We start from the raw sequence: 22,714 nt of genomic DNA, 5'->3' as shown, positions 1-22,714 counted from the left end.
CTAAGATGCGGCCTTGAGCTTCGGCTTCGCGTCGGCCTTCGGCCGGCCGAGCTTCGCCAAAGCTTCGCTGCGCACGAGCTTCAACCCTTCCTTGGCGTCGTAGCCATGGATCTCCTTCACATCGAGCTTGCGCATGAAGTCGATGGTCTCCTGAGTGATCACTTGGCCCGGCACCATGATCGGGAAGCCCGGCGGATACGGGATCACGAAGTTGGCGGAGACGAGTTCGGGGCCGGCCTTCAGCCGCCGGTCGATCTCGGGATCGCTGAGGCGGATGTGCTCGCAGCCCGCGGCGTCGTAGGCCGCATAGAAGCCGGTGCGAATATCGCCCTCGTTGGTCTTGGTGCCGGCATCGCCGCGGAAGCTCGGGTGGAAATGCGAGAAGTTCGGCAGATCCGGCACATCTTTCATCAGGCTCGTGACCCGAGCTTCGAACGTCTTCCTGGCATTGGCACCGCCCTGGGTAAGGCCGCGGTCGATCTCGCCCGCGATCTCGGCGAGTACGCGGATGAGATGCGCGACGTCACTGCGGGTATTGTTGATGTTGGACTGGACCAGGACCGAGTTGCGCGACGTCTTGTTGACCTGGATGTTGTAATCGTTGGCGAGAATGCCCTTGAACTGCGTCCCGTCATAGCCGGCCGTGCCGCACACCAGCGTCATGCGGGTCGGATCGAGGCAGAACTCGTCCTCGTCCAGGCTCTTGAGCGTATTGGCCCAGTTGACGCCGGGTGCCAGAAAATCGGTGAAGCCGCTCTGGCGGTATTGCGCCGGCACCATGGCATCGGCGCCGAGAATGCGGAAGTATTTCGAGATCAGCGGATTGTTGTTGACCGCCTGGCGGATCGCGAACGCAATCTCGATGGCATTGGCGACAAGGCCATAGCCTTCGAGCTCCATCTGCCGCCGCGAGATGTCGAGGCTCGCGATCAGCTGCTGGTTCGGGCTGGTCGAGGCATGGGTGAACACCGCCTCCTTGAACTGCTGCTCGACGGTGTGGAATTCGACGTCCTTGACCGACAGCATTGAGCCCTGGCGGATCGCCGACATCGACTTATGGGTCGAATTGGTCTGGTAGACGCGCAGCCGAATCTGTCGCGGATCCGGGATCAGCCGGGTCTTGAGCAGCACCTCGTTGGACGGGGTCTTGCCAAGCTCGGCCTGCTGCTTCTCATAAGTCGCGACCGACTTCGGATCCCGCATCCACGACTCGATCTCGTTGGCGGCACCCATGGCGGTGCGTCGGCGCAGGAAGGGCGAGAAACGCGCGAAGCCGAACCAGGCCTCGTCCCACAGGAAGATCAGGTCGGGCTTGATGGCGAGACATTCCTCCATGACCCGGCGGGTGTTGTAGATGTGGCCGTCGAACGTGCAATTGGTGAGATCGACCATCTTGACGCGGTCGAGCCGGCCGTCGGCCTTGGCGCTCAGGAGCGCCTGCTTGATGGTCTTCAGCGGTACCGCGCCGTACATCGAATATTCCGTCATCGGGAAGGCCTCGACATAGAGCGGCTGCGCACCGGCCAGCACCATGCCGTAGTGATGCGACTTGTGGCAGTTGCGGTCGACGATCGCGATGTCGCCCGGCGCGAGCAGCGCCTGCACCGCCATCTTGTTCGAGGTCGAGGTGCCGTTGGTGACGAAGAAGACGCGGTCGGCGCCGAGCGCCCTCGCCGCCTTCTCCTGCGCCTTCTTGATGTTGCCGGTCGGCTCGAGCATGCTGTCGAGGCCGCCCGTGGTGGCACTGCTCTCGGCCAGGAACAGGTTCGGGCCGTAGAACTCGCCCATGTCGCGGATCCAGTCGGACTTGAAGATCGACTTGCCGCGCGCGATCGGCAACGCGTGGAACGTGCCGATCGGGCGTTGCGCGTATTTCTTGAGATTGTCGAAAAATGGCGTGTCGTATCGATCCTGGATGCCCTCGAGGATCGACAGGTGCAGCTCCAGGAGCTCTTCCACCGAGTAGAAGATGCGGCGCACCACGGCCGCCTCGGGATTGCCTGCCAGTTCCTCGACGTCGCGATTCGAGATCATGTAGAGATCGAGCTCGGGCCGGACGCGCTTGATGATCTGGGCGAGCCGCAGCGCCGAGGCGTCGGTTTCGTCGTTGAGCCCTGCCCCAGCCATGATCGAACGCAGGACCGGCGCATCGTGGCGTGAGCGCAGCCCGAAGCCTTCGTTGATGATCACAGCGCCGAGGTTGGGATTGAGCATCGTCGCGCAGAAGGCGTCCTCCAAGCTTCCGACGATGACCGGTTCATAGATGAAGGCATCGACCGGGCGCCGCAGCTTGCGCCATTCGGCCGCGAGCGCAGGCCATTGGCCGGGCGACAGGCCGGTGACGATCAGCGTCTCGAAATAGGGGCGACGCGCGCTGTGCGCGCCAAAAGACGGCGGCACCAGCTCGGGCGTATCGCCATTGCCGTCGTCCTTGGCGCTCCAGTCGCCGGCATGCTGGCGAAAGGATCGCGTCGCCAGCGCCTGGGCGATCCGCGTTGCAAGGGCGAACGAGGCTGCGCCGTCGCCCGCGGACGCGGCCTCCCGCAGCGTTGCCATCAGTTGCAGGCCGGGATAGCCGTGAAACTCCTCGGTCACTGAGAGATCGGCCAGCGCTGCGTCGTAGGCCGCGCGATTGCCGACCCGAGCCCAGGTCTTGGCGGCTTCGACCAGATCGCGCCAGTCGTCTGCCCGTGCGCCGGGTCCGGAGAAGAACTGGTCAATGCGCTTCAGCGCGGCCTTGGGCTCTTTGGACATGTATCTCTCCCGATCCATGAAGGCGAAGGTGATGCCGGATCGTGAGTGCGGCACCGGTCGTTCCATTGATCCAAGTCAACGGTCCCGTGCATTCTGACGGACGATGCCATGCCGCTCGCGACGCAATACGAGGCGTCAGGCTGTTCCTTGCCCGCTCCTTGCCCGATCATCGGCAAGCAGCGTGTCGAGCGACCGCAGCCACTGGGTGCTGTCGGTCCTGTCCGCAAGTCCTTCGGCGCGCAGGAGGTCGCGCAGCTGCGCGTGGGCGCCGACGATGCAGAACGTCACCTTGCGTGACGCAAGTTCGTCGTGGAGATCACGCAGCATGCGGGCGCCAGCCAAATCGATATAGGGTGAGGCCGAGAGGTCGCAGGCGACCAGGCGCACGGCCGGTGAGGTCCGCAACGCCGTCAGGACGGTGTCCAGGATCGTCTCGGCGTTGATGTAGAGCAGCGAGGCTTCGGGCCGGAATGCGATGACGCCCTCCAAGGGCTCCACGTCCTCATGTCTGGCGCTGTCCGAATAGCGGCCGCTGCCCGGCAACCGGCCCAGGAACGCGACGTTCGGTCGCGAAGCGCGCGCCAGCAGCAGGAAAATCGACGCGATCGACGCCAGCAGGACGCCCTGGAGAATGCCGAGCAGCAGCACGGCGATCAGCGCGATCGCTGCCGCGTGGAAATCGATCCGGCTGACACGCCACATTCGGAGCAGCGCACGAACGTCGACCAGCCTGTAGACGGCGGCGAAGACGATTGCCGCGAGCACCGCCTTGGGCAGATTGGTCAGCAGCCCCGTGAAGAACAACAGGCACAGCCCGAGCGTCACCGAGCAGATGACCAGCGCGAGCGGCGTCCGCGCTCCCGCGTTGTCGTTGACGGCCGATTGCGATAAGCCCCCGGCGACGGGATAACCATGGCCGAACGCAGCGGCGAGGTTTGCCGCGCCCAAGCCCAGAAACTCCTGGCGAACATCGAGCGGATAACCGTGCTTGGCAGCAAAGCTGCGGGCCGCCGATACGCCCTCGATATAAGCCAGCAGGACGCAACCGGCTGCGAGCGGAAACAGATCGTTGAATTCCAGCAAACCGAACGTCGGAATTCCCAGCGCTGGCAGCCCTTCCGGTATCTTCCCCGTAACGGGCACACCCAAGGCCGGGAGGCCCAGCAGCGTTGCCAGAAGGATCGCGAGCGCAACGACGGTGATGCCAACCGGCTTGCCGGGCAGGAGCCGCTCGCCGAGTAGCAGCAACATCAGCGCGACGGCCCCAATGGCGAGCACAAGCGGGTCAATGCCGCCGAGCTGCCCGGCCAGCTTGACGGCGCGATCGAAAAAATTGTGGCCGCCACCGGCAACTCCGAGCAGGCTCGGCAACTGGCTCATGATGATGGTGAGCCCCGCCCCCGCCTTGAAGCCGACCAGAATACTGTCGCTGACCAGCCGGACGAGGACGCTGAGCTTGAACAGCCAGGCGATGAGGCACAGCACCGCCACGGCAAACGCCGCAAGGCTCGCGATCTGCGCATAGCGGACCGCATCGCCCCCCGCGAGCGCGCCCACGGTCCCCGCGATCATCAGGGAAATCGCCGACGTCGGACCGATCGCGAGTTGGCGCGACGTCCCGAGCAAGGCGTAGCCGATGCCGCCGAGCATGTAGCCGTAGACGCCGATCTGCGGCGGCAAGCCGGCGAGCGCGGCATAGGCGAGCGAGACCGGGATCGCGTAAGCGGCGAGCGTGATGCCGGCGATCGCGTCGGACCGCAACCATTCGCTTCGATATGCTGCAAGCCACTGAGCCGGTGGAAAGAATCGCATCCCGGTCGGCTCCGAAGGCGAGTTCATCTGGTCACCTCCTGCGGGGTCGCTTCGCAACGCAACAGAACGATCAACAGCGCGACCACGGGAATCCCGAGTGCGAGATCAGGAATGATCTTTGTCGCGTATGCGCCGGCCGCCGCGCCGAAACCGAAAACCGCACACAACGCAAAAAAGATTGCCGACTTGCGCAACGTCCCGAGCGGTGCACCGCCATGCACAACCGAGAAAACGTTCTCGATGGCTTGACGCATGTTTCCCGTAATCATCACCGTGCTGCAAAGAGTGCCTTCGACCCTTGCGAACATCGCCGATTGCATGGCTGCGACCACGGAAATGCCAAGCGTTCCCGCGAGGTCCGGCAACCGGTTGTGCAGAACGGCGATCGCGATCAAGAGCACGATCTCGACGACGGTACTAATGGCCCCGGCACGCTGGCCGGCGACACGGCGCAGCCAGGCCGCGATCACGATGCCGACTGCGAAGGCCAGGATCGGCGGCACGAAGTGCAAGGCCTTCACCCAATTGCCGGCCATCGCATAGACCCAGAGGAAGATCAGATTGGCGGTCTGCGCATTGGCCAACACGCCATGGATGATCCAAGTATAGGCGTCGATGAAGCCGCCGGCGAAGGCGAGCAGCAGCACGATCTCGACCGTCTCATCGCGACGGATCGCGTCGGCAGCGGCGTCCAACGTCGTCATGTCCGTCATGAGGGCTGTCGCAAACGCATCATCAAGTCATAGGGATCGCCCCGTGCTGCCTAAAGCTTGATCTGGATCAAGCAATGTTCCGTGCGCGAGCAATCAAATCGCAGCAGAGCGCCGGGGGAACTGCGACCATGGATACCGTCAGGTGGATCATCTCCGCCGCACCGGAAATTTTCCTGCTGCTCGCCATCGCGATCGGTACCCTCCTCGGCCGGATCAAGGTGCGCGGCTTCTCGATCGGGACCACCGCCTGCATCTTGGTCGTCGCGGTGCTGATCGGCCAGCTCGGGAGTTTCTCATTCCCGCCGATCCTCAGAGCGCTCCTGTTCAGCCTGTTCGTGTTCACGATTGGCTACCGTTCCGGGCCGGAGTTCTTCGCCTCCCTGAGCGTGCGGACCCTGGCGCAGGTCGTGCTGACGCTGGTGATCGGAGGGACCGGTCTCGTCATTGTCCTTATCTTCGCGCGCGTCTTCGCGCTGGATACCGGGACGGCCGCAGGCTTGACCGCCGGCGCGCTGACACAGTCCTCCGTGATCGGGACGGCCTCGGGCGCGCTGTCCCAGCTCGGACTGCCCCCCGACGTGCTGAAGCAGCAGGAAGCCAATATCGCCGCCGGCTACGCCGTGACCTACGTGCTCGGCTACATCCTGACGCTGCTGTTCGTCCCGTTCGTTGCCCCCCGGCTGATGGGCATCGATCTGAAGGCGGAGGCGAAGAAGCTCGAAGCCGAGCTCGCCGGCGGCGCGCCGCCGAAGACGGAAAACCTTTCCTATCGCAAATTCCAGGCGCGCGCCTATCGCGTCTCGGCGGGGGCGGGCCGTAGCATTGCTGAGATCGAGGACGAGATCGGCAGCCGCACGGTCGTGGAACGCATCGTGCGCCGCGGAGCTGACCTCAAGCCGCAGCATGACACCTTGCTCGAGGCCGGCGACGACCTCGTCATTACCGGTCCAACCGCCGCGATCGTCGCCGCCGAACCCGTCATCGGGGACGAAATCGACGCGGGGGAATTGCTGCGCAGCCTCCCGGGCAATGTGATCGAGGTGCTCGTGGAAAGTCGCCACCTGCACGGCCGCTCGCTCCGCGACATCGTTGAGCGGCTTGGCGACAATGCGCGTGGCGTCTTCCTGCGAGCGCTCACGCGGATGGGTCGGGAGGTCCCGCTCGGTCCCGATACGCGGGTCTATATCGGCGATGTCATGACGCTGGTTGGCAGCACCGGCAACATCGCGCGGGCCACGGCGAAGGTCGGACATGCCCTCAATACCAGCGACCGGACCGACATCGCCTTCGTTGCCGCGGGCATCGCGGTGGGCCTGCTGGCCGGACTTGCCAGCTTCAAGGTCGGCACTGTCGCTCTGACGCTCGGCGGCGGTGGTGGTGCATTGATCGCGGGGCTCGTCTGCGGCTGGCTGCGGACGCGCAGGCCCGGTATCGGCGCCATTCCGCCGGCGGCGCAGCAAACCTTGAGCGATCTCGGGCTTGGCGGCTTCATCGCGGCGATCGGACTCGGCAACGGGCTTGCCGCCTGGTCTGCGATCCAGGCGCACGGTCTGCTGCTGGTCGGGATGGGCACCGTCGTCACGCTCGTCCCGATGACGATCGGGACGCTCGTCGCCTATCATCTGCTGCGCATGAACCCTGTGGTGACCTGCGGTGCGCTGGCCGGTGCCATGACCGTCGATGCCGCCGTCACCGGCGCATGTGACGTTGCCGAGAGCCAGACGCCGGTGCTCGGCGTCGCCGTGCCCTATGCGGTCGGCAATGTCGTCCTCACTGTGCTGGGCCCGATCGTCGTGGCCGCCACGTTCAACGGGTGACGAGGCCGGCATGCACTCCCCTCTCCCCGCAATCGGACAAGTCCTTGCAGTCATCCTGTCCCTTCTCGGCGCGCTTGCGGCACCGGCGCATGCGGAGGACGAGATCCGCATCCAGGAGGAGATCTGGGCCCTGCCGCTGCCGCTGCCGATGTTCGCCTATCTGGTCCGCCCGGTCGGTGACGGTCCCTTCCCGCTGGTGATCATGAACCATGGCGTCTCGCTCAATCCGACCGATCGCAGCTTCTTTCCGCTGGTGGAGTTTCGCGATGCCGCCACGTGGTTCGCAAGGCGCGGCTATCTCGTGGTGGCGCCGGTCGGTAGCGGCTATGGCGCAGCCGCCATCGACATTCCAGAGCGTGCGATCTTCGGTCCGTTCTTCTCCAAGATCGGCAAGTGCAGCAATCCGAACTTCCGTGATGCAGGCATGGCCGTCGCCCAGGTCGATCTCTGGATCATCGATTATTTGGATGCGGAAAAGCGGATCATCCCAAAGGACGTGATCGTGGTCGGACAGTCCGCCGGCGGCTGGGCGTCGATCGCGTTATCGAGCGTGAACCCGCCCCAGGTGAAGGCGATCATCACCTTCGCCGCCGGCCGTGGGGGGCGCGTCGGCGGCAAGCCGAACAACAATTGCGCGCCGGACAAGCTCGTTGAAGCCACTGCGGATTTCGGCCGCACCTCGCGCGTGCCGATGCTGTGGATCTACATCGAGAACGACACGTTTTTCGGGCCCGACCTGTCAAAGCGCATGCATGACGCATTCACCGCCGCGGGCGGCCGGGCCGAATACCATCTGATGCCGCCGTTCGGCAATGAAGGCCACTTCTTCATCGGCTCGCCTGATGCGATCCCGCTCTGGTCGCCGCTGGTCACGACATTCCTCGATGCGCCGAAATGAGTTCAGACCCCGGAGATACGCCGATGCCCCGCCCGCTTGATTGTCTCTCTGGCCTCCTGATGGCTGCAATCGCCGGAGCTGCGACGAGTTCGGGCGCCGCCGCGCCGAAGACGGCGCAAGCCGGCAAACCCGGCGAAGTCGCAACGCGCGGCCAGCGCGAAGCAAAGGACATTACCTACGGCAGTTGGGAGAAACTCTGCTTCAGGGCGGGCGGTGCGCCCATCCTGTGCCGGACCTCCATCACCGGCCAATTCGCGACCGGACAGACGGCCGTTCGCCTCGATCTGATCCAGCGTGAGGACGCCCCCACGGCCCGCCTGCAACTGTTCGTACCTGCCGGCATGTATCTGCAACACGTGCCGAAATTGAGCGTCGACAACGGCGGGGTCGTCCGCCTGCCCTATACCTGGTGTCTCGCCAATCTGTGTGTCGCTGCTGACATCGCAACGCCAACAATGATCAAGGAGATGGAAACCGGCAAGGCGCTTGTGCTGGAAGTCGTCGATTCAAATCTTCTCGCTCTGACGACCTCGATCCCGTTGGCGCAATTCGCCTCCGTCCACCGGGGTGCGCCGGCCAGGACTCTCGAGCAATATATCGACGAATGACGGCTCGAGCAGCTACGAGACGCGAGCGCGCTCGACGGAATCGATCAACGACTGCGCGGCAAATGGTTTGGTCAGATAGGCAACGCAGCCGGACGCAAGGGCCGCCGCGCGGTTTGCGGGGCACTCGTTGCCGGTCACATAGATCACAGGCGCTTCGACGCCCTTCTCGGCCAATGTTCGCCGCAAGTCGATGCCGGACTTTTCACCAAGATTGACGTCGAGGATGATGCAGACCGCGGTGTTGAACCTGCCATGATCGAGCAAGGCCGCCGCATTGCCGAACAACTTGGTGTCGAAGCCGCGGCCACGCAAAAGCCGGTCCATGCTGGCACGCACGGACGGATCGTCATCAACGATAAAGACGGACTTTCGCAGGGGCAAGGCAAGCTGCCTTTCGTCAAATCAATGAAAAGCGGCGGCGGTTACGAGACATCAACTTTGAAGGCTTCGCATTCCGAGCGCACCATCTGTGCACTATTGCACACGGCAGGCCCAACGCTGTCAACGCGCCTCAGGATTGTCCTTTGGTGCAGGTTTGTGTGGTGGGAACCTGGCCAACGCGCCAGTTAATTCTCGTTCGGATCAAGCATTCCAAGCCGCTCCGCGATCGAAACGAGTTCCGCAAGTGAATGAACCTGCATCTTCTCCATCACCTGCTGGCGATGCGCCTTCACTGTACGTTCGGTTGTCCCAAGCTCATGCGCGGCCTGCTTGTTGATCCGGCCGCGCACGATGAGATCGAATACCTGTCGCTCACGGTGCGTCAGCCTGGCCAGATCACCGCGAAGTGCATCGAGCCTGTTGCGGCGAACCCGCGCCGCCCGTTGGGTTGCCAACGCGCGCTCGATTGCATCGATCAATTGCTCGGAGCTTATCGGTTTGGTCAGGAAGTCTTCCGCACCTGCCTTGATCGCTCGCACGGTGGTCGGCGTGTCTGCATGCCCCGTCAGGAAGATGATCGGCAAATGCGAGCCCGACTCGATCAACCGGGTCTGCAATTCGGGGCCGCTCAGTCCCGGTATCCGTACGTCGAGCAGGATGCAGCCCGCCTGTTCGTCGTTCGGTGTCATCTCCAGCAACGCTTGTGACGACGCGTAAGTGACGACGTCGTAGCCCGCAAGCTTCAGGCGGCGTTCGATCGCCGTACGAAAGGACTCGTCGTCATCAACAACGTGAACGAGGCCCGGCACCTTCCACCTCCAGCCTTCCAATGGGACCGTTGAGGTCCTCTCATCTTGGAGCAGTCATTTCCAACAGATTGGAGGATAAAATTCCTGCCTGGCAATGAGCCAATATCTCGCAGGGGCAGCGCCTTCTCATCCTGCGCATCAAAATCTCTTCCTGTCCCTTGGTACGATGAACCTTGGAACAATGGATTGAACCACTACCGACGGCGTAAATCAACTTCGGCGGGAGTGGGACTGCCCGGCGCGTTTCGCGCTTGGGATATTTTCGTCTTACGGACCAATTCGGCGATGAGCTGAGGAGTTGGCCTATGTTTGTTCGCATCACAACGGATTCCCCGCTCCGCCCTCATTCTCTTCGCGTCTTTGGCATGGATAGTGAATCAAATGCGCGGGTCAGTTTAAGCGAATTTTCCTATCGGAAGGGCACCGAGATCTACGGCGAGAAAGAGCCGGCGGAATATGTCTACCAGGTCAAGTCCGGAGCCGTACGAAGTTACAAGCTGCTAACGGACGGCCGGCGGCAGATCGGAGCATTCCACCTTGCAGGCGACATCTTCGGGCTCGAAAATGGCAGCGAACACCGTTTCACGACCGAGGCGATCGTCAACACCACCGTGCGCCTCGTGAAGCGGCAGAGTCTGGAGACGGTCGCCGACAGCGACGCAATGGTTGCCAAGAATCTGTTGAGCATGACCACCAACAATCTCCAACATGCCGAAGACCACATGCTGCTCTTGGGACGCAAAACCTCGCTGGAGCGAGTTGCGGCCTTCCTGCTGGAAATGGACAAGCGATTGACGGCGGCGGGTGTGCTGGCGCTGCCGATGTCGCGGCGCGATATCGCCGACTATCTCGGCCTGACGCTCGAAACCGTCTCGCGCGCGCTGTCACGCCTGCATGAACTCGGCGTTCTCGGCTTCGTGGGCAACACCCAGCGCCAGATCGTGCTGCTCGATCGACAACAGCTCGCCACTCTCGATCTGCAGTCGTGAATGGCCGGGCTCGCGGCGATGGTGCTCGTTTAGGCCTTCGGGGACCGATATCCGTGAACTTCGGTGATCCCGAGGTGCTCCAGTGTCTTGCGCAGCACCTCGAACAGGATCGCGGCGGACCAGCCGAACAGCAGAACGCCGTTCATGGCTGTCATGGGCCCAATCAGCCGCCATTCAGGTACAGGCGTGATATCGCCGTAGCCGAGCGTCGTGTAATTGACGAAGGCGAAGTAGAGAATATCGCTATCGGCCGCGACAGCGCGCAGAGCGAGGTATGTCGCGGCCCACACCAGGATTTCGAACGCATGCGAGATCATCAGGACGACCGCAGTCGCAATCATCACACCCATCAGATGTAGCCTCGGCCGTCTGCTCGGCCGCAGACCGGCACGGCGGGCAATTGCCACCGCCAGAACCGTAACGAGTGCATGAAGGCCGATATTGATGACGCTGACAAGCGTGCCGACCAGCAACTGTAGGAGCATAGCTCAGCCCTTGTGGCCTGACGATCGATGTCTTGGATAGCAACGCCTGCCAACCGGCGAATGCGGCGGTCGCCAGTGCTCCGCCAATCACGTCAATCAGGATAACGAGCGTCGGCGTCGTCAGCCAGCGCTCCATGACGAGCGGTTCCAGAATGTTGTCGAGAAGGCCTACGACCACGAGATATGATGAAGAGCAAGGCCACGACGACTTGCTTGTCGATCAAGATCCAGACGACCTCAGGCAGGAGAACGATGGCAACTCCGATCTGCAGGATCGACAGTTACCGCACGACCATCATCGCTGTTGCACCGCTGCATCGGACGCGAGCGCCCAAGCTCAGGCGGACCAAAGCGCCCAACTCTCCTTCAATTCCGTGCAATGTCGGAATTCGCCGCGCCCCGATCTGAAGCTTCTCGCCGTGGCTGCTCACGTTGTTCTTGGGCAAGCTGGCGCAAATTGGCGTCAACTCAATGGCTTAGCCCTTCCCGCTTGGAGGGGGACCGTATTGGCGGAAGGGGTGGGATTCGAACCCACGGTACCCTTGCGGGCACGCCGGTTTTCAAGACCGGTGCCTTAAACCACTCGGCCACCCTTCCAAGTCCGGAACGGCTGTCGCTTAACGCAATCGGGCGCGCAAGGCAACGCGAAGTTGGCGGGATGGCACCCCTGCCCGGACCGGTATCGGTTTGGCAAAAGGAAACGCGGCGCCCCGTGGGGAGCGCCACGCAAAATCCGTAAGTCGTTGCGACGGGCTCAGTACCCGCAGGACGCGCAGTTCATCTGCACCGGGGCGTAATAGGAATAGCCGGGCGAGACCATCTCGACGCGCTGGCGCGTGGCGTATTGCGGCGGGATGCGCTGATACTGGACGCTGGGCGGCGCGACCATCACGGTCTGCGGCACCATCACGGTGCGGTATTGCGCGGGCGTGCGGTGCGCGACGACGGAGCCCGGCGAGACCATCACGGTCTCGTCGACGGTGCGGTATTGCGGCGCGACGTATTGCTGCTGATAGCAGGTCTGGCACGGCGGCGGCGCGTAGCAATTGTAGCAGCCGGCGGAAGCCGCGCCCGTCATGGAAATTGCTGCGACGGCGGTCGAGAAAACAACGGCGAGAGTACGAGACATTGCGATGGTGCCCCAGTTGCCCGAAATGGATTTGCGAAGGTGGCCGCATTATACGCCGCAAAATCCAGGGCCGCCGAAGTTCATCGGGGCATCCTTAACGCGAACGGCCGGCTTGCGCCGGCCGTTCAGGACTTGTTGACCATCCGCAGCCCTGCGCGGATGATGCGAAGCTTACTTCGAGCGACGCTTTACCTCCCGCACCGCGCCGCGCGCGGCGCTGGTGGTGAGCGCGGCGTAAGCCTGCAGCGCGGTCGAGACGTTGCGCTTGCGCCCCTGCGCCTGCCAGGCCGCATCGCCCTTCGCCTCTTCCGCCACGCGGCGCTCGGCGAGCTCCTCGTCGGAGACCTCCAGGCTGATGCTGCGGTTCGGGATGTCGATCGCGATGATGTCGCCGGTGCGGACGAGACCGATGTTGCCGCCTTCGGCCGCTTCCGGCGACAGATGGCCGATTGAGAGGCCCGACGAGCCGCCGGAGAAACGGCCGTCAGTGACGAGCGCGCAGGCTTTGCCGAGGCCCATCGATTTCAGGTAGCTCGTGGGATAGAGCATCTCCTGCATGCCGGGACCGCCGCGCGGCCCCTCATAGATGATGACCACGACCTCGCCGGCGACGACCTTGCCGCCGAGAATGCCCTCCACCGCTGCGTCCTGGCTTTCGAATACGCGCGCGGGGCCGGAAAACTTCAGGATCGAGGCGTCGACGCCCGCGGTCTTCACGATGCAGCCGTCCTGCGCGAGGTTGCCGTAAAGCACGGCGAGACCGCCGTCCTTGCTGAAGGCGTGCTCGAGATCGCGCACGACGCCCTTCTCGCGGTCGGCATCGAGCTCGTCGTAGCGGCGCTCCTGGCTGAAGGCGACCTGGGTCGGGATGCCGCCGGGCGAGGCGCGGAAGAAGGTGCGCACCGCATCGCTCTTGGTGCGCTTGATGTCCCAGCGCTCCAGCGCCTCGTTCATGGTCGGCGCGTGCACGGTCGAGACCGAGGTGTCGATCAGGCCGGCGCGATCGAGCTCGCCCAGTATACCCATGATGCCGCCGGCGCGATGCACGTCCTCGACATGCACGTCGGCGACCGAGGGCGCGACCTTGCAGAGCACGGGCACGCGGCGCGAGAGACGATCGATGTCCTGCATGGAGAACTTCACCTCGCCTTCGTGGGCGGCGGCGAGCAGATGCAGCACGGTGTTGGTCGAGCCGCCCATCGCGATGTCGAGCGTCATCGCGTTCTCGAACGCCCTGAAGTTCGCGACGTTGCGCGGCAGCACGGATGCGTCGTCCTGCTCGTAATAGCGGCGGACCAGATCGACGATGGTGTGGCCGGCCTCGACGAACAGGCGCTTGCGGTCCGCATGGGTCGCGACGACCGTGCCGTTGCCGGGGAGCGCCAAGCCGAGCGCTTCGGTCAGGCAGTTCATCGAATTGGCGGTGAACATGCCCGAACAGGAGCCGCAGGTCGGGCACGCCGAGCGCTCGATAACCTTGACGTCCTCGTCGCTGACCTTGGAGTCCGCGGCGGCGACCATGGCGTCGATGAGATCGACGGCCTTGGTCTTGCCGGCCAGCTTGACCTTGCCGGCCTCCATCGGGCCGCCCGAGACGAACACGGCGGGGATGTTGAGCCGCAGCGCTGCCATCAGCATGCCCGGCGTGATCTTGTCGCAATTGGAGATGCAGACGAGACCGTCGGCGCAATGCGCATTGGCCATGTACTCGACGCTGTCGGCGATCAGCTCGCGCGACGGCAGGCTGTAGAGCATGCCGTCATGACCCATGGCGATACCGTCGTCGACCGCGATGGTGTTGAACTCCTTGGCGACGCCGCCGGCCTGCTCGATCTCGCGGGCGACGAGCTGGCCGAGGTCCTTCAGATGGACGTGGCCGGGCACGAACTGGGTGAAGGAGTTGACGACGGCGATGATCGGCTTGCCGAAATCCGCGTCCTTCATGCCGGTCGCGCGCCAGAGGCCGCGGGCGCCCGCCATGTTGCGGCCGTGGGTGGTGGTGCGGGAGCGATAGGCTGGCATGGCGGTTTCCGTCCTCGGGTTGGTGCCTGAGCGGGAAAATGGAAGCCGCCTCAGGCCTTTGTGGCCGGATAGCGCAGCCGGGGAACGCGCGCAACGGGAACTTGGGCATGACAGGGCTCCCCTGCTCCCGGCGCGGGCTCTCTGTCGTGCCCCGGACGCAGCGCAGCGTCACTTCGACGGTGCGCTGCTGAGCCGGGGCCCAGAAACTCGCGGAGGCATGGGTCCCGGCCCAGCGGAGCGGCACTACGCGCCGCACCGCGTCCGGGAGACCAGACCTACTGCAAGGTCGGGTCCAGCCGGTCGCGCAGCCAGTCGCCGATGACGGAGACCGCCAGCGTCGTGACCACGATCGTGGTCGCCGGGGCCAGCATGATCCAGGGCGCCCTCGTCAAGTATTCCCGGCCATAGCCGACCATGTTGCCGAGGCTGGTCATCGGCGGTTGCACGCCGAGGCCGAGGAAGGACAGGCCCGATTCCATCAGGATCACCTCGGGAAAGACCAGCGTCGTCGAGACGATCAGGGTGGAGGCGATGTTGGGCAGGATGTGGCGAAGGTAAATCCGCGGCGGTGTCGCGCCCAGTTGGCGGACCGCGGCGGCGTAGCCTTGCGCGTTGGCGGAGATGGCAAGGCCGCGCGCGATGCGGGCGTAGCGCTCCCAGCCGAACAATCCCATCAGGCCGATCAAGAGCGGCAGCGAATTGCCGAAGAAGGCGAGCACGGCCAGCGCCATGATCAGAAAGGGCATGCTGGCCTGGAAGTCGGTCAGCATCAGCACGAGCTGCTCGACACCCCCGCGGAAATGCGCGGCGAGGAAGCCAAGCATGGTGCCGACGACGGCCGAGATCGCGGTTGCGCCGAAGGCGATCAGCAGCGAGATGCGGATCGAGACAAGCAGACGCGACAGCACGTCCCGGCCGAGCTCGTCGGTGCCGAGCCAATGCGCGAAATTGCCGGGCGCCGCCAGCCGGTTGCGCAAATCGAGCTGGGTATAGCCGTAGGGCGCGATCTTCTCGGCGAAGGCCGCGATCACCAGCATCGCGACGATCCAGGTGATGGCGAGCGCAACCGAGACCGGGATCGCCGGCAGGCTGATGCGGCGACGTACGCCTGCGTCCTTCAACGTGGCGTCGGTCATGCGTGCGCCCCCTTGGCGCGCAGGCGCGGATCGAGGAAGCCATAGAGGAAATCGACGACCAGGTTCGAGGTGACCATGGTCATCGCGACCAGCAAGAGGATGCATTGCACGACAGCGAGGTCGCGGTTGGCAACGGCAACGACGAGCAGGCGCCCTACTCCCGGCCAGGAAAACACGCTCTCCACCACCACCGCGCCCGCGATCAGGGTGCCCACCATGAATCCCAAAATGGTCACGGTCGGGATCGCTGCATTCGGCAACGAGTGCGACGTCACCACGTTGCGCCACGGCACGCCCTTGGCAGATGCGGTGCGGATATAGGGCTGGCCCAGCACCTCCAGCATCGCGCTGCGGGTAAAGCGCGCCAGCACGGCGGCGCCCCCCAGGCTCAGTGTCGCGATCGGCAGGATGGCGTGACGCCAGCTGTCCTGCCCGCCCGAGGGCAGCCAGCCGAGTTGCACGGCGAAGACGAGCACCAGGATCAGCGCGAGCACGAAGCTCGGCACGGTAAAGCCCGCAACCGCCGTCGTCATCACGGCTCGGTCGATGGCGGAGCCCCGGTGCAGCGCGGCGTAGATGCCGGCGGGAACGCCGAGCGCGACCTTTAAAAAGAACGCCGGCAGCGTCAGCGCCAGCGTCGCCGGGATCCGCTCCAGCACCAGCTCGATCGCGGGCCGGCCATCACGCATGGAGCGGCCAAGCTCGCCCTTGGCGATGGCGCCGAAATAATCGAGATATTGAAACCAGATGGGATCGTCGAGGCCCCAGGCCTTGCGGAACGCAGCGAGCACCTCGGGCGGCGCCTCGGGCCCCAGGATCATCAGCGCGGGATCGCCTGACAGCCGCAGCACGACGAAGGCGAAGGTGACGACAAGCACGATCGTGAGCGCGGCCCGTCCAATGCGAATGGCGACATAGCGTCCCATCACGCGGCGTCCTGCGTTTGGGCGCCTTTCACGAGATGGCAGGCCACCTGCCTGTCACCGCCGACGGCAGACAGCGCCGGCACCTCGCTTGCGCAGCGCGCGATGGCGCGCGGGCAGCGCGGATGGAAAGCGCAGCCGTGTGGGCGCGCCGCCGGATTCGGCGGATCGCCTGAAAGCACGACGCGGCCGGCGCTGCGGCGGCCCGGCGCCGGCGATGCCGAGACGAGCGCCTGGGTGTAGGGGTGCTCGGGACGAGCAAAGAGATCATCGGCGCTGCCGATCTCGACGATGCGGCCGAGATACATCACGGCGACGACATCGCTGATTTGCCTGACGACGCGCAGATCGTGGCTGATGAACAGCAGCGTCAGCGACAGCTCGGCCTGGAGATCGCAGAGCAGGTTCACCACCTGGGCCTGGATCGAGACGTCGAGCGCGCTGACCGGCTCGTCGCAGACCAGGAAATCGGGCTTCGTGGCGAGCGCCCGCGCCAGCACGATGCGCTGACGCTGGCCGCCGGACAGCGCGCCGGGATAGCGCGCGCCATGCGCGGGCGTCAGCTCGACCGCGCGCAGGAGCTCGCGGACACGCTCGTCGCGCATCGCCGGCGTGCCGACGCCGTGAATGTCGAGGGGCTCGCAGATTTGCGCCGCGACCGGCAGGCGCCGGTCCAGCGCGCCGAGCGGGTCCTGAAAGATCATCTGCATGCTTGCCCGCTGCGCACGCCACGCGGCCGTTCCCTGCACGGCCATCGGCTTGCCGTCGAAGTGCACCTCGCCGCGATCGGGCGGCTCGAGGCCGAGCACGATGCGGCCGGTGGTCGACTTGCCCGAGCCGGACTCGCCCACGAGACCCAGCGTCTCGCCCCTGGCAATCGTCAGCGATACGCCGTCGACGGCGTGCACGGCCGTAGCGCGGCCGAACATGCCGGAGCGCATCGCGTAGCTGCGCGAGATCGCAGACACCTCAACGAGCGGCGCGCTCATTCGGCAGCGATCCCGAGCAGTGCACGGCGCGAGGCCTCGGCGCGGATGCAGGCAACGCTGCGGTCATTCGCGATCGGTGCAAGGGTTGGTGCCGCAAGGCCGCACGACTCTGCGGCCAACGTGCAACGCGGCGCAAAGGCGCAACCGGACGGCATCTTCGCAGGATCAGGCACCGTACCGGGAATGGCGGTGAGGCGCCGGCGGGGTCCGTCGAGCGGCGGCAGCGCGCCGATCAGGCCCTGCGCATAGGGATGGAAGGGATCGGCAAAGAGCTGGTTGCTGGGAGCTTCCTCGACGATGCGGCCGGCATACATCACCGCGACGCGGTCGCAGTTTTCCGCGACGACGCCGAGATCGTGGCTGATCAGGACCATTGCCATGCCGAACTCGCGGCGGACTGTCGAGAGCAGCTCCAGGATTTGCGCCTGGATGGTGGCATCGAGGGCGGTGGTCGGCTCGTCCGCGATCAAGAGGTCCGGATTTCCGGCGAGGGCCATCGCGATCATGATGCGCTGGACCTGGCCGCCGGAGAATTCGTGCGGATAGGCTTCCAGCCTCCGGCCTGCATCGGGGATGCCGACGAGATCGAGCAGCCGCCGCGCTTCCGCCTTCACGGCATTGCCTTGGAGATCGCGATGCAAGGCCAGCGCCTCGCAAAGCTGCCTGCGGATGGTCAGCACCGGGTTGAGCGCGCTCGCCGGATCCTGGAAGATCATGGCCATGCGCCCGCCCCTGACCTCGTCAAGCGCAGCCGCGGGCGCGCCGAGGATCTCGCGCCCCTCGAGCCGCACCGAGCCGGAGACCTGCGCATGCCGTGGCAGAAGCCCGAGGGCGGCAAGCCAAGTGACCGACTTGCCGGAGCCGGACTCGCCGACGAGGCCGACGGCCTCGCCTTTGCCAAGCGCGAGATCGATCCCGCGCAGGACCGGCACGCCGCCAAAGGCGACGCGCAGATCCTGAATGCTGACCAGCGACGTCACGGCCTAGGCCTCGAAATTGCCGGCGCGGAAATCCATCGCGAAGGCCGGCGATGCCTTCCACTTGATCGATTTCGGCTTGGCCGTGAAGGTCGCGTTCTGGTGCAGCACCGTGTAGGCGGGGTCCTCGCGCTCGGCGATCTCCAGCATGCGGCGGAACGCCTTCTTGCGCGCCGCGCGGTCGGTCGAGGTCTCCAGGAACTCCGAGAGCTTGTTCAGCTCGGCATTGGTCCATTCGCCGATCTGCTGCTGCTGGCCGTTCGGGCCGTGCTGGGCGACCAGCGAGGAGACCGGATCGTTGAAGGCCGCCGAGTTCGACCAGTCGCGCACGGCGCGGGTCGGCGCACGCTCCATGATCTGCGACCAGTTTTCCTTGGTCTCGATCTGGACGTTGAGGCCGACCGATTTCCACATCTCGACCAGCACCTGCGCAGTCGCGACCTGGTTGGTGTAGTAGTTGTTGAGCAGGCGATACGGAATCGGATCACCCTTGTAATTGGCCTGCTTCAACAGATCCTGCGCGAGCTTCGGATCGTAAGCCGGCACGCTCCAGTCGGCATTGAACATGTCGCCGTAGAACTCCCATTGCAGCCCTTTCGGCACGCGGGTTCGGCCGGCCCACAGGCTGTCCACGATGGCCTGGCGGTCGATCGCGTGGGTGAAGGCGCGGCGCACCAGCGGGTTGGCGAGCACGGCGTGGTTCTTGTCGAACACGGTCAGGCGGTGATTGAGGATGGTGCCGCCCCGCACTTCGAACGCGGCATTCTTCTCAATGCCGGCGATCTGGTCCGGCGGGATGTCGCAGGCGAACTGGTATTCGCCCGACAAGAGCCCGTTGATGCGGCTCGCGACCTCAGGCACTTCGAGGAAGCGGATGCGCTTGAGCGGCGGACGGCCGCCCCAATATTCGTCGTGCGCTTCCAGGGTCAGCGACACGTCGGGCTTGAGCTCGACGACCCTGTAGGGACCAGTCGTGACCGGCTTGCGCGCCCAGTCGAGATAGCTCGCAGACTCGTCCCAGGCGCGGCGGTTCATGATGTCGGAGCCGTAGCGCGACAACCGGCCTTCGATCGTGACGTCGGGCGTCGCGTTGTAGAAGCGCACGGTGTATTTATCGACGGCATCGACGCGCACGAGGTCCGGCCAGATGCGGCGCGCGACGGCGGGCACGTCAGGCGGCAGCTCCTTGCCGGGCCGCGGCGTCGGAATCTTCTCGAAGGCCTGGATGGTGGAGCGGCTCTTGGCCTCGGTCTCGCCGAACATGCGCTCGCGGCTGAAGGTGAAGACGACGTCTTCGGCCGTGAGCTCATCGCCATTGTGGAATTTGACGCCCTGGCGCAGCTTCACCTCGACGGTCTGGTCGTCGATACGGCGCCATTCGGTGGCAAGGCCCGGCACGGCTTCGAGGTTGCCGCGCCAGTTCTTCGAGATCAGGCCTTCCCAGATCGAGGAAAAGAACACGCGCTCGCCGACATTGGACTGCTCGCGCAGCACGTCGAGCACATTCGCGTTGGTGACCTTCTGCACGGCGATCGTCACCGTCGGACGGTTGTCTCCTTGCGCGATGGCAAAGCGCGGCAGCAGGAATGTGCTGGCGGCCGCGCCGCCGGATTTCAGGATGATACGACGGGTAAGTCTGCTCATGGCGGTGATCCCTGCCCTGGATGTTGCGGTTATTCAGCGAGGCCGAGCGCGGCGAGATGGGCTGCGCCGGCGCGGACGTCGTCGTGATTGCGAAGCTCGAGGATCAGGCGCGGGTTCGACGTCAGCCGTCCCAGCGCGCGGAATACGGCGACCCAGGGGATGTTGCCCTCGCCCGGCGCCCAGTGCCGGTCAGCAAAGCCGTCAGTGTCCTGCAGATGCACGTGGGCCAGCATGTCGCCGGCGGTCTCGACGTAATAGTCGACAGGCGGCGCGCCGGTGGAAATGTGGGCGTAATTGGCGTGACCCGTATCGAGCGAGACGCGGACCTTGGCGCTTTCGAGCGCCTTGGCGAGACGCACGCGGTCGCGCGGATCCTTGTCCTCGATGTTCTCGATGACGATTTCGCAACCGATGGTCTCCGCGCGCGCGATCACCTCCGCCAGCGTCGCCTTCACGCGTTCCACGATGTTGGCGCGGTTATCGGGATAAAGATCGAGATTGTTGTGGTCCCAGGTCGTGAACGGCGAATGGATCACCATCTGGGTCGCGCCAAGGAATTCTGCGGCATCCAGGCCTTGAAGCAGGCGCTTGGTCACCGCCTGGCGGATCATGGGATCGTGGCTGTCGATCTTGAAGCCCCAGAACGGGCCGTGGATGCCGAGCCGTCCGGTATGGCCCGACAGCATCTGCTTGATCTCCCCGGCCGTACTGCGCCAGTCGCTGTCCAGAAGATCCGCGCGGAAGAAGTCCTGGATTTCGAGATCGCGCTGCCGCTCCAGAAGCCAGTCGCGATGCGCAGGGATCGATTTGATGGACAATGCGGCGCCCAGCACCGGCTTCGACATGGCTTGCTCCTTGGCCGTCAGCGATGACGGGAGCAGCGCTAGACCAATTCAATGACAGGCCGGTGAAACCTGGGTTCTGGTAGCACTATGAGATGTGGACATCCTGCCGGTCGCGCGCTCTGGATTTAGACGACCGCGCCGCGATGCCAATGTCGAACGACATGGCAATCGGTATTCGTGTCCGTAGTGATCCGGAATGGAATCCTAACCAGCCTTCGCGTACATCGCGGGACATCGATCGGCGGCCACTTCCACGGGCATCACCCTCTGATCGCGCTACATGGGGTTGGGGGACCACATGGGGCGGGGGATTGAAGGCTGGGGCAAGGTGACGAGGTCCGGACTCCTAGGCACTCCGGACCTCGAAACTTTCTAATCGAACGCAGCAACGCGCCGTCCGGTGGGGCATCCGGGCGGCGCGTTGTCGTTTCGGCCTGGTTGTTCGATCAGCGCGTCTGCGGCTCGAGCGTCACGGTGCAATCGCCCTGCCCTTGCGTCGCGACGACGATGTTGCCTGCGGGGGCACCGAGGGCGATCGGGGCTGACGAGCCGCCGCCGGGCATCTGGACAATCACGCTCAGCGAATCCGTGCGCGCGGTCGAGCCGACGGTCGACGGTTCTGCCTGGGCGACATTGCCCGACGGGTCACGCCGCATGACCTGACAGTTCACGTTGTTGCCCGTCGCGCTGCCGGCGGCGGCCACACTCGACGAGGCAGCGCCGCCGCTCATCTGCGCCCGGGCCCGCGACGGATCGCGCGGCACCTGGCTGACGATGCGATGCGTGCGCGGCTCCACGATGACGACCTCGTCCTCCGTGGCGAAATATTCGTAGTCCCGATATTCCGGCTCGATCGAGACGATCTCCGGCGGAACCCGGTAGAGACGGACGCGTGGCGGGATCGTCTCGCCGATCCGGATCGAGATGTTCAGGTTGCGCTCCGGCTGCGCCAGGCGTGTACGGCTCACCGTTTCGGAGATCCGCACCTGCTTCTCGGACGTCACCTGGGTCTGCTGATTGACCTGCGTGTTGGTCTGCGTGGTCTGATTGGCTTGATTGGTCTGCGTGCCCGAGGTGGCGGGCGCGGTCTGCGCATTGTTGGTCGGAGCCGTCCGGTTGGTGTCGGTCGCGGTCGCCGGCCGGTTGTTCTGCTGCGCCGGCTGTTGCTCGGCTGCATTGCGCGGCGGCTGGTTCTGCTCTTTCTGGTTGGCTGCAGCGCCAGTCCGCTCGTTCTGTTGAGCAGCAGGACCGGTCTTGGATTTCTCGGACTCGGCCGTCGATTTCTGCGGCGCAGACTTGTCCTGCTTGGTCTCGGCGCTGCTCTTGCCGCTGTCGCGGCTCGGCTTGGCGCTCTCGGCCTCGCGGTTGCGATCACGCGCAGGCTCGCGGGATTCTTGTGCCTGATCCTTCGTCTTGGGCTGGTTGCGCTCGGCGGAATTGGCCGGCTGGCGCTTGTCGTCGGCCGCTTCCTGCTTGGCAGCGCCGCCCTTCTCCTCGCGGCCCGCGCCCTGCAGGCGCTCCTGGGCACCTTGTGCGCGCTCCGGGACTCGTTCCTGAACGCGTTCTTGAACTCGTTCTTGGGCGCCGCCGCGCTGGGCAGCGCCCTTCGCCGGTTCTTCGGTCCGGCGCGGCTCATCTCGGCGCTCACCGGGGGCCTGGGCATAGGCCAAGCCGGACGCGAGCATAAGCCCGACGGCCGCAGTCGATAACATCAAGTGTTTACGCATGATCCCTCTCCTCGACAATGTCGCAGCAACAGACGCGAACGCTCTGTCGCGACGAA

General features: G+C 64.8%; 19 protein-coding genes and 1 tRNA gene. 4 read left to right on the top strand and 16 right to left on the bottom strand.

Annotated elements, in window-relative coordinates:
• The 3 genes from ML401_RS17065 to ML401_RS17055 form a co-directional block, all read right to left on the bottom strand.
• Nucleotides 1-2,754: a decarboxylase gene (locus tag ML401_RS17065; RefSeq protein ID WP_285812526.1), complete on the bottom strand. Its 2,754-nt coding sequence runs from the start codon at nt 2,752-2,754 to the stop codon at nt 1-3.
• 135 nt (nt 2,755-2,889) lie between these two features.
• A complete protein-coding gene (locus ML401_RS17060; RefSeq protein ID WP_285812525.1) occupies nt 2,890-4,593 on the bottom strand; it encodes a SulP family inorganic anion transporter in 1,704 nt (567 codons plus the stop codon).
• A complete protein-coding gene (locus ML401_RS17055; protein WP_285812692.1) occupies nt 4,590-5,270 on the bottom strand; it encodes a YoaK family protein in 681 nt (226 codons plus the stop codon). Before ML401_RS17055 ends, ML401_RS17060 begins: the two co-directional genes overlap by 4 nt.
• 137 nt (nt 5,271-5,407) lie before the next feature.
• On the opposite strand from ML401_RS17055, the gene ML401_RS17050 reads away from it, so the two are divergent.
• From ML401_RS17050 to ML401_RS17040, 3 genes are read left to right on the top strand one after another with little or no spacing between them, the layout of a single operon-like run.
• A complete protein-coding gene (locus ML401_RS17050) occupies nt 5,408-7,096 on the top strand; it encodes an aspartate:alanine exchanger family transporter (protein ID WP_285812524.1) in 1,689 nt (562 codons plus the stop codon).
• Between the two features lie 10 nt (nt 7,097-7,106).
• Complete coding sequence (locus ML401_RS17045) at nt 7,107-7,994, top strand: S9 family peptidase (RefSeq protein WP_285812523.1); 888 nt, start codon at nt 7,107-7,109, stop codon at nt 7,992-7,994.
• 23 nt (nt 7,995-8,017) lie between these two features.
• Nucleotides 8,018-8,602, top strand: coding sequence for an invasion associated locus B family protein (locus tag ML401_RS17040; RefSeq protein WP_285812522.1), 585 nt, complete (start codon nt 8,018-8,020; stop codon nt 8,600-8,602).
• A 12-nt stretch (nt 8,603-8,614) separates the two neighbouring features.
• Here the strand turns inward: ML401_RS17040 and ML401_RS17035 are convergent, their stop codons facing one another.
• Complete coding sequence (locus tag ML401_RS17035; RefSeq protein WP_376717366.1) at nt 8,615-8,938, bottom strand: response regulator; 324 nt, start codon at nt 8,936-8,938, stop codon at nt 8,615-8,617.
• 230 nt (nt 8,939-9,168) lie between these two features.
• Nucleotides 9,169-9,792: a response regulator transcription factor gene (locus ML401_RS17030; protein ID WP_285812520.1), complete on the bottom strand. Its 624-nt coding sequence runs from the start codon at nt 9,790-9,792 to the stop codon at nt 9,169-9,171.
• A 305-nt stretch (nt 9,793-10,097) separates the two neighbouring features.
• On the opposite strand from ML401_RS17030, the gene ML401_RS17025 reads away from it, so the two are divergent.
• A complete protein-coding gene (locus ML401_RS17025) occupies nt 10,098-10,781 on the top strand; it encodes a helix-turn-helix domain-containing protein (protein WP_194402043.1) in 684 nt (227 codons plus the stop codon).
• Between the two features lie 29 nt (nt 10,782-10,810).
• Here ML401_RS17025 and ML401_RS17020 read toward each other — a convergent pair whose 3' ends face one another.
• From ML401_RS17020 to ML401_RS16970, 11 genes are all read right to left on the bottom strand, one after another.
• On the bottom strand, nt 10,811-11,266 hold the full coding sequence (locus ML401_RS17020) for a potassium channel family protein (RefSeq protein ID WP_285812519.1): 456 nt from the start codon (nt 11,264-11,266) through the stop codon (nt 10,811-10,813).
• Nucleotides 11,267-11,773: 507 nt separating this feature from the next.
• Nucleotides 11,774-11,863 (bottom strand) — tRNA-Ser (locus tag ML401_RS17015).
• Nucleotides 11,864-12,020: 157 nt separating this feature from the next.
• The gene (locus ML401_RS17010) at nt 12,021-12,344 is read right to left on the bottom strand and encodes a hypothetical protein (protein WP_194408298.1); all 324 of its coding nucleotides are present in this window, start codon (nt 12,342-12,344) and stop codon (nt 12,021-12,023) included.
• Between the two features lie 222 nt (nt 12,345-12,566).
• Nucleotides 12,567-14,417 (bottom strand): dihydroxy-acid dehydratase, encoded by a 1,851-nt coding sequence (gene ilvD / locus ML401_RS17005; RefSeq protein WP_285812518.1) that lies wholly within the window; start codon nt 14,415-14,417, stop codon nt 12,567-12,569.
• Between the two features lie 275 nt (nt 14,418-14,692).
• Nucleotides 14,693-15,553: an ABC transporter permease gene (locus ML401_RS17000; protein WP_211417021.1), complete on the bottom strand. Its 861-nt coding sequence runs from the start codon at nt 15,551-15,553 to the stop codon at nt 14,693-14,695.
• Nucleotides 15,550-16,479, bottom strand: coding sequence for an ABC transporter permease (locus tag ML401_RS16995; protein ID WP_285812517.1), 930 nt, complete (start codon nt 16,477-16,479; stop codon nt 15,550-15,552). The genes ML401_RS17000 and ML401_RS16995 overlap by 4 nt, the downstream gene beginning before the upstream one ends.
• Nucleotides 16,479-17,465, bottom strand: coding sequence for an ABC transporter ATP-binding protein (locus tag ML401_RS16990; RefSeq protein WP_285812516.1), 987 nt, complete (start codon nt 17,463-17,465; stop codon nt 16,479-16,481). Before ML401_RS16990 ends, ML401_RS16995 begins: the two co-directional genes overlap by 1 nt.
• On the bottom strand, nt 17,462-18,445 hold the full coding sequence (locus ML401_RS16985; protein ID WP_285812515.1) for an ABC transporter ATP-binding protein: 984 nt from the start codon (nt 18,443-18,445) through the stop codon (nt 17,462-17,464). The genes ML401_RS16990 and ML401_RS16985 overlap by 4 nt, the downstream gene beginning before the upstream one ends.
• Before the next feature lie 3 nt (nt 18,446-18,448).
• Complete coding sequence (locus ML401_RS16980; protein ID WP_285812514.1) at nt 18,449-20,086, bottom strand: ABC transporter substrate-binding protein; 1,638 nt, start codon at nt 20,084-20,086, stop codon at nt 18,449-18,451.
• Nucleotides 20,087-20,115: 29 nt separating this feature from the next.
• Nucleotides 20,116-20,931, bottom strand: a complete 816-nt coding sequence (locus tag ML401_RS16975) for a sugar phosphate isomerase/epimerase (protein ID WP_285812513.1) — start codon at nt 20,929-20,931, stop codon at nt 20,116-20,118.
• 446 nt (nt 20,932-21,377) lie between these two features.
• Entirely contained in the window at nt 21,378-22,658 is a 1,281-nt protein-coding gene (locus ML401_RS16970; RefSeq protein ID WP_285812512.1) for a DUF1236 domain-containing protein, read from the bottom strand.
• Between the last annotated feature and the right edge of the window lie 56 nt (nt 22,659-22,714).

This window comes from Bradyrhizobium sp. 62B, assembly GCF_030272265.2.
In the GTDB taxonomy this organism is placed as follows: domain Bacteria; phylum Pseudomonadota; class Alphaproteobacteria; order Rhizobiales; family Xanthobacteraceae; genus Bradyrhizobium.
This window is presented reverse-complemented; position numbering and strand designations above follow the sequence as displayed.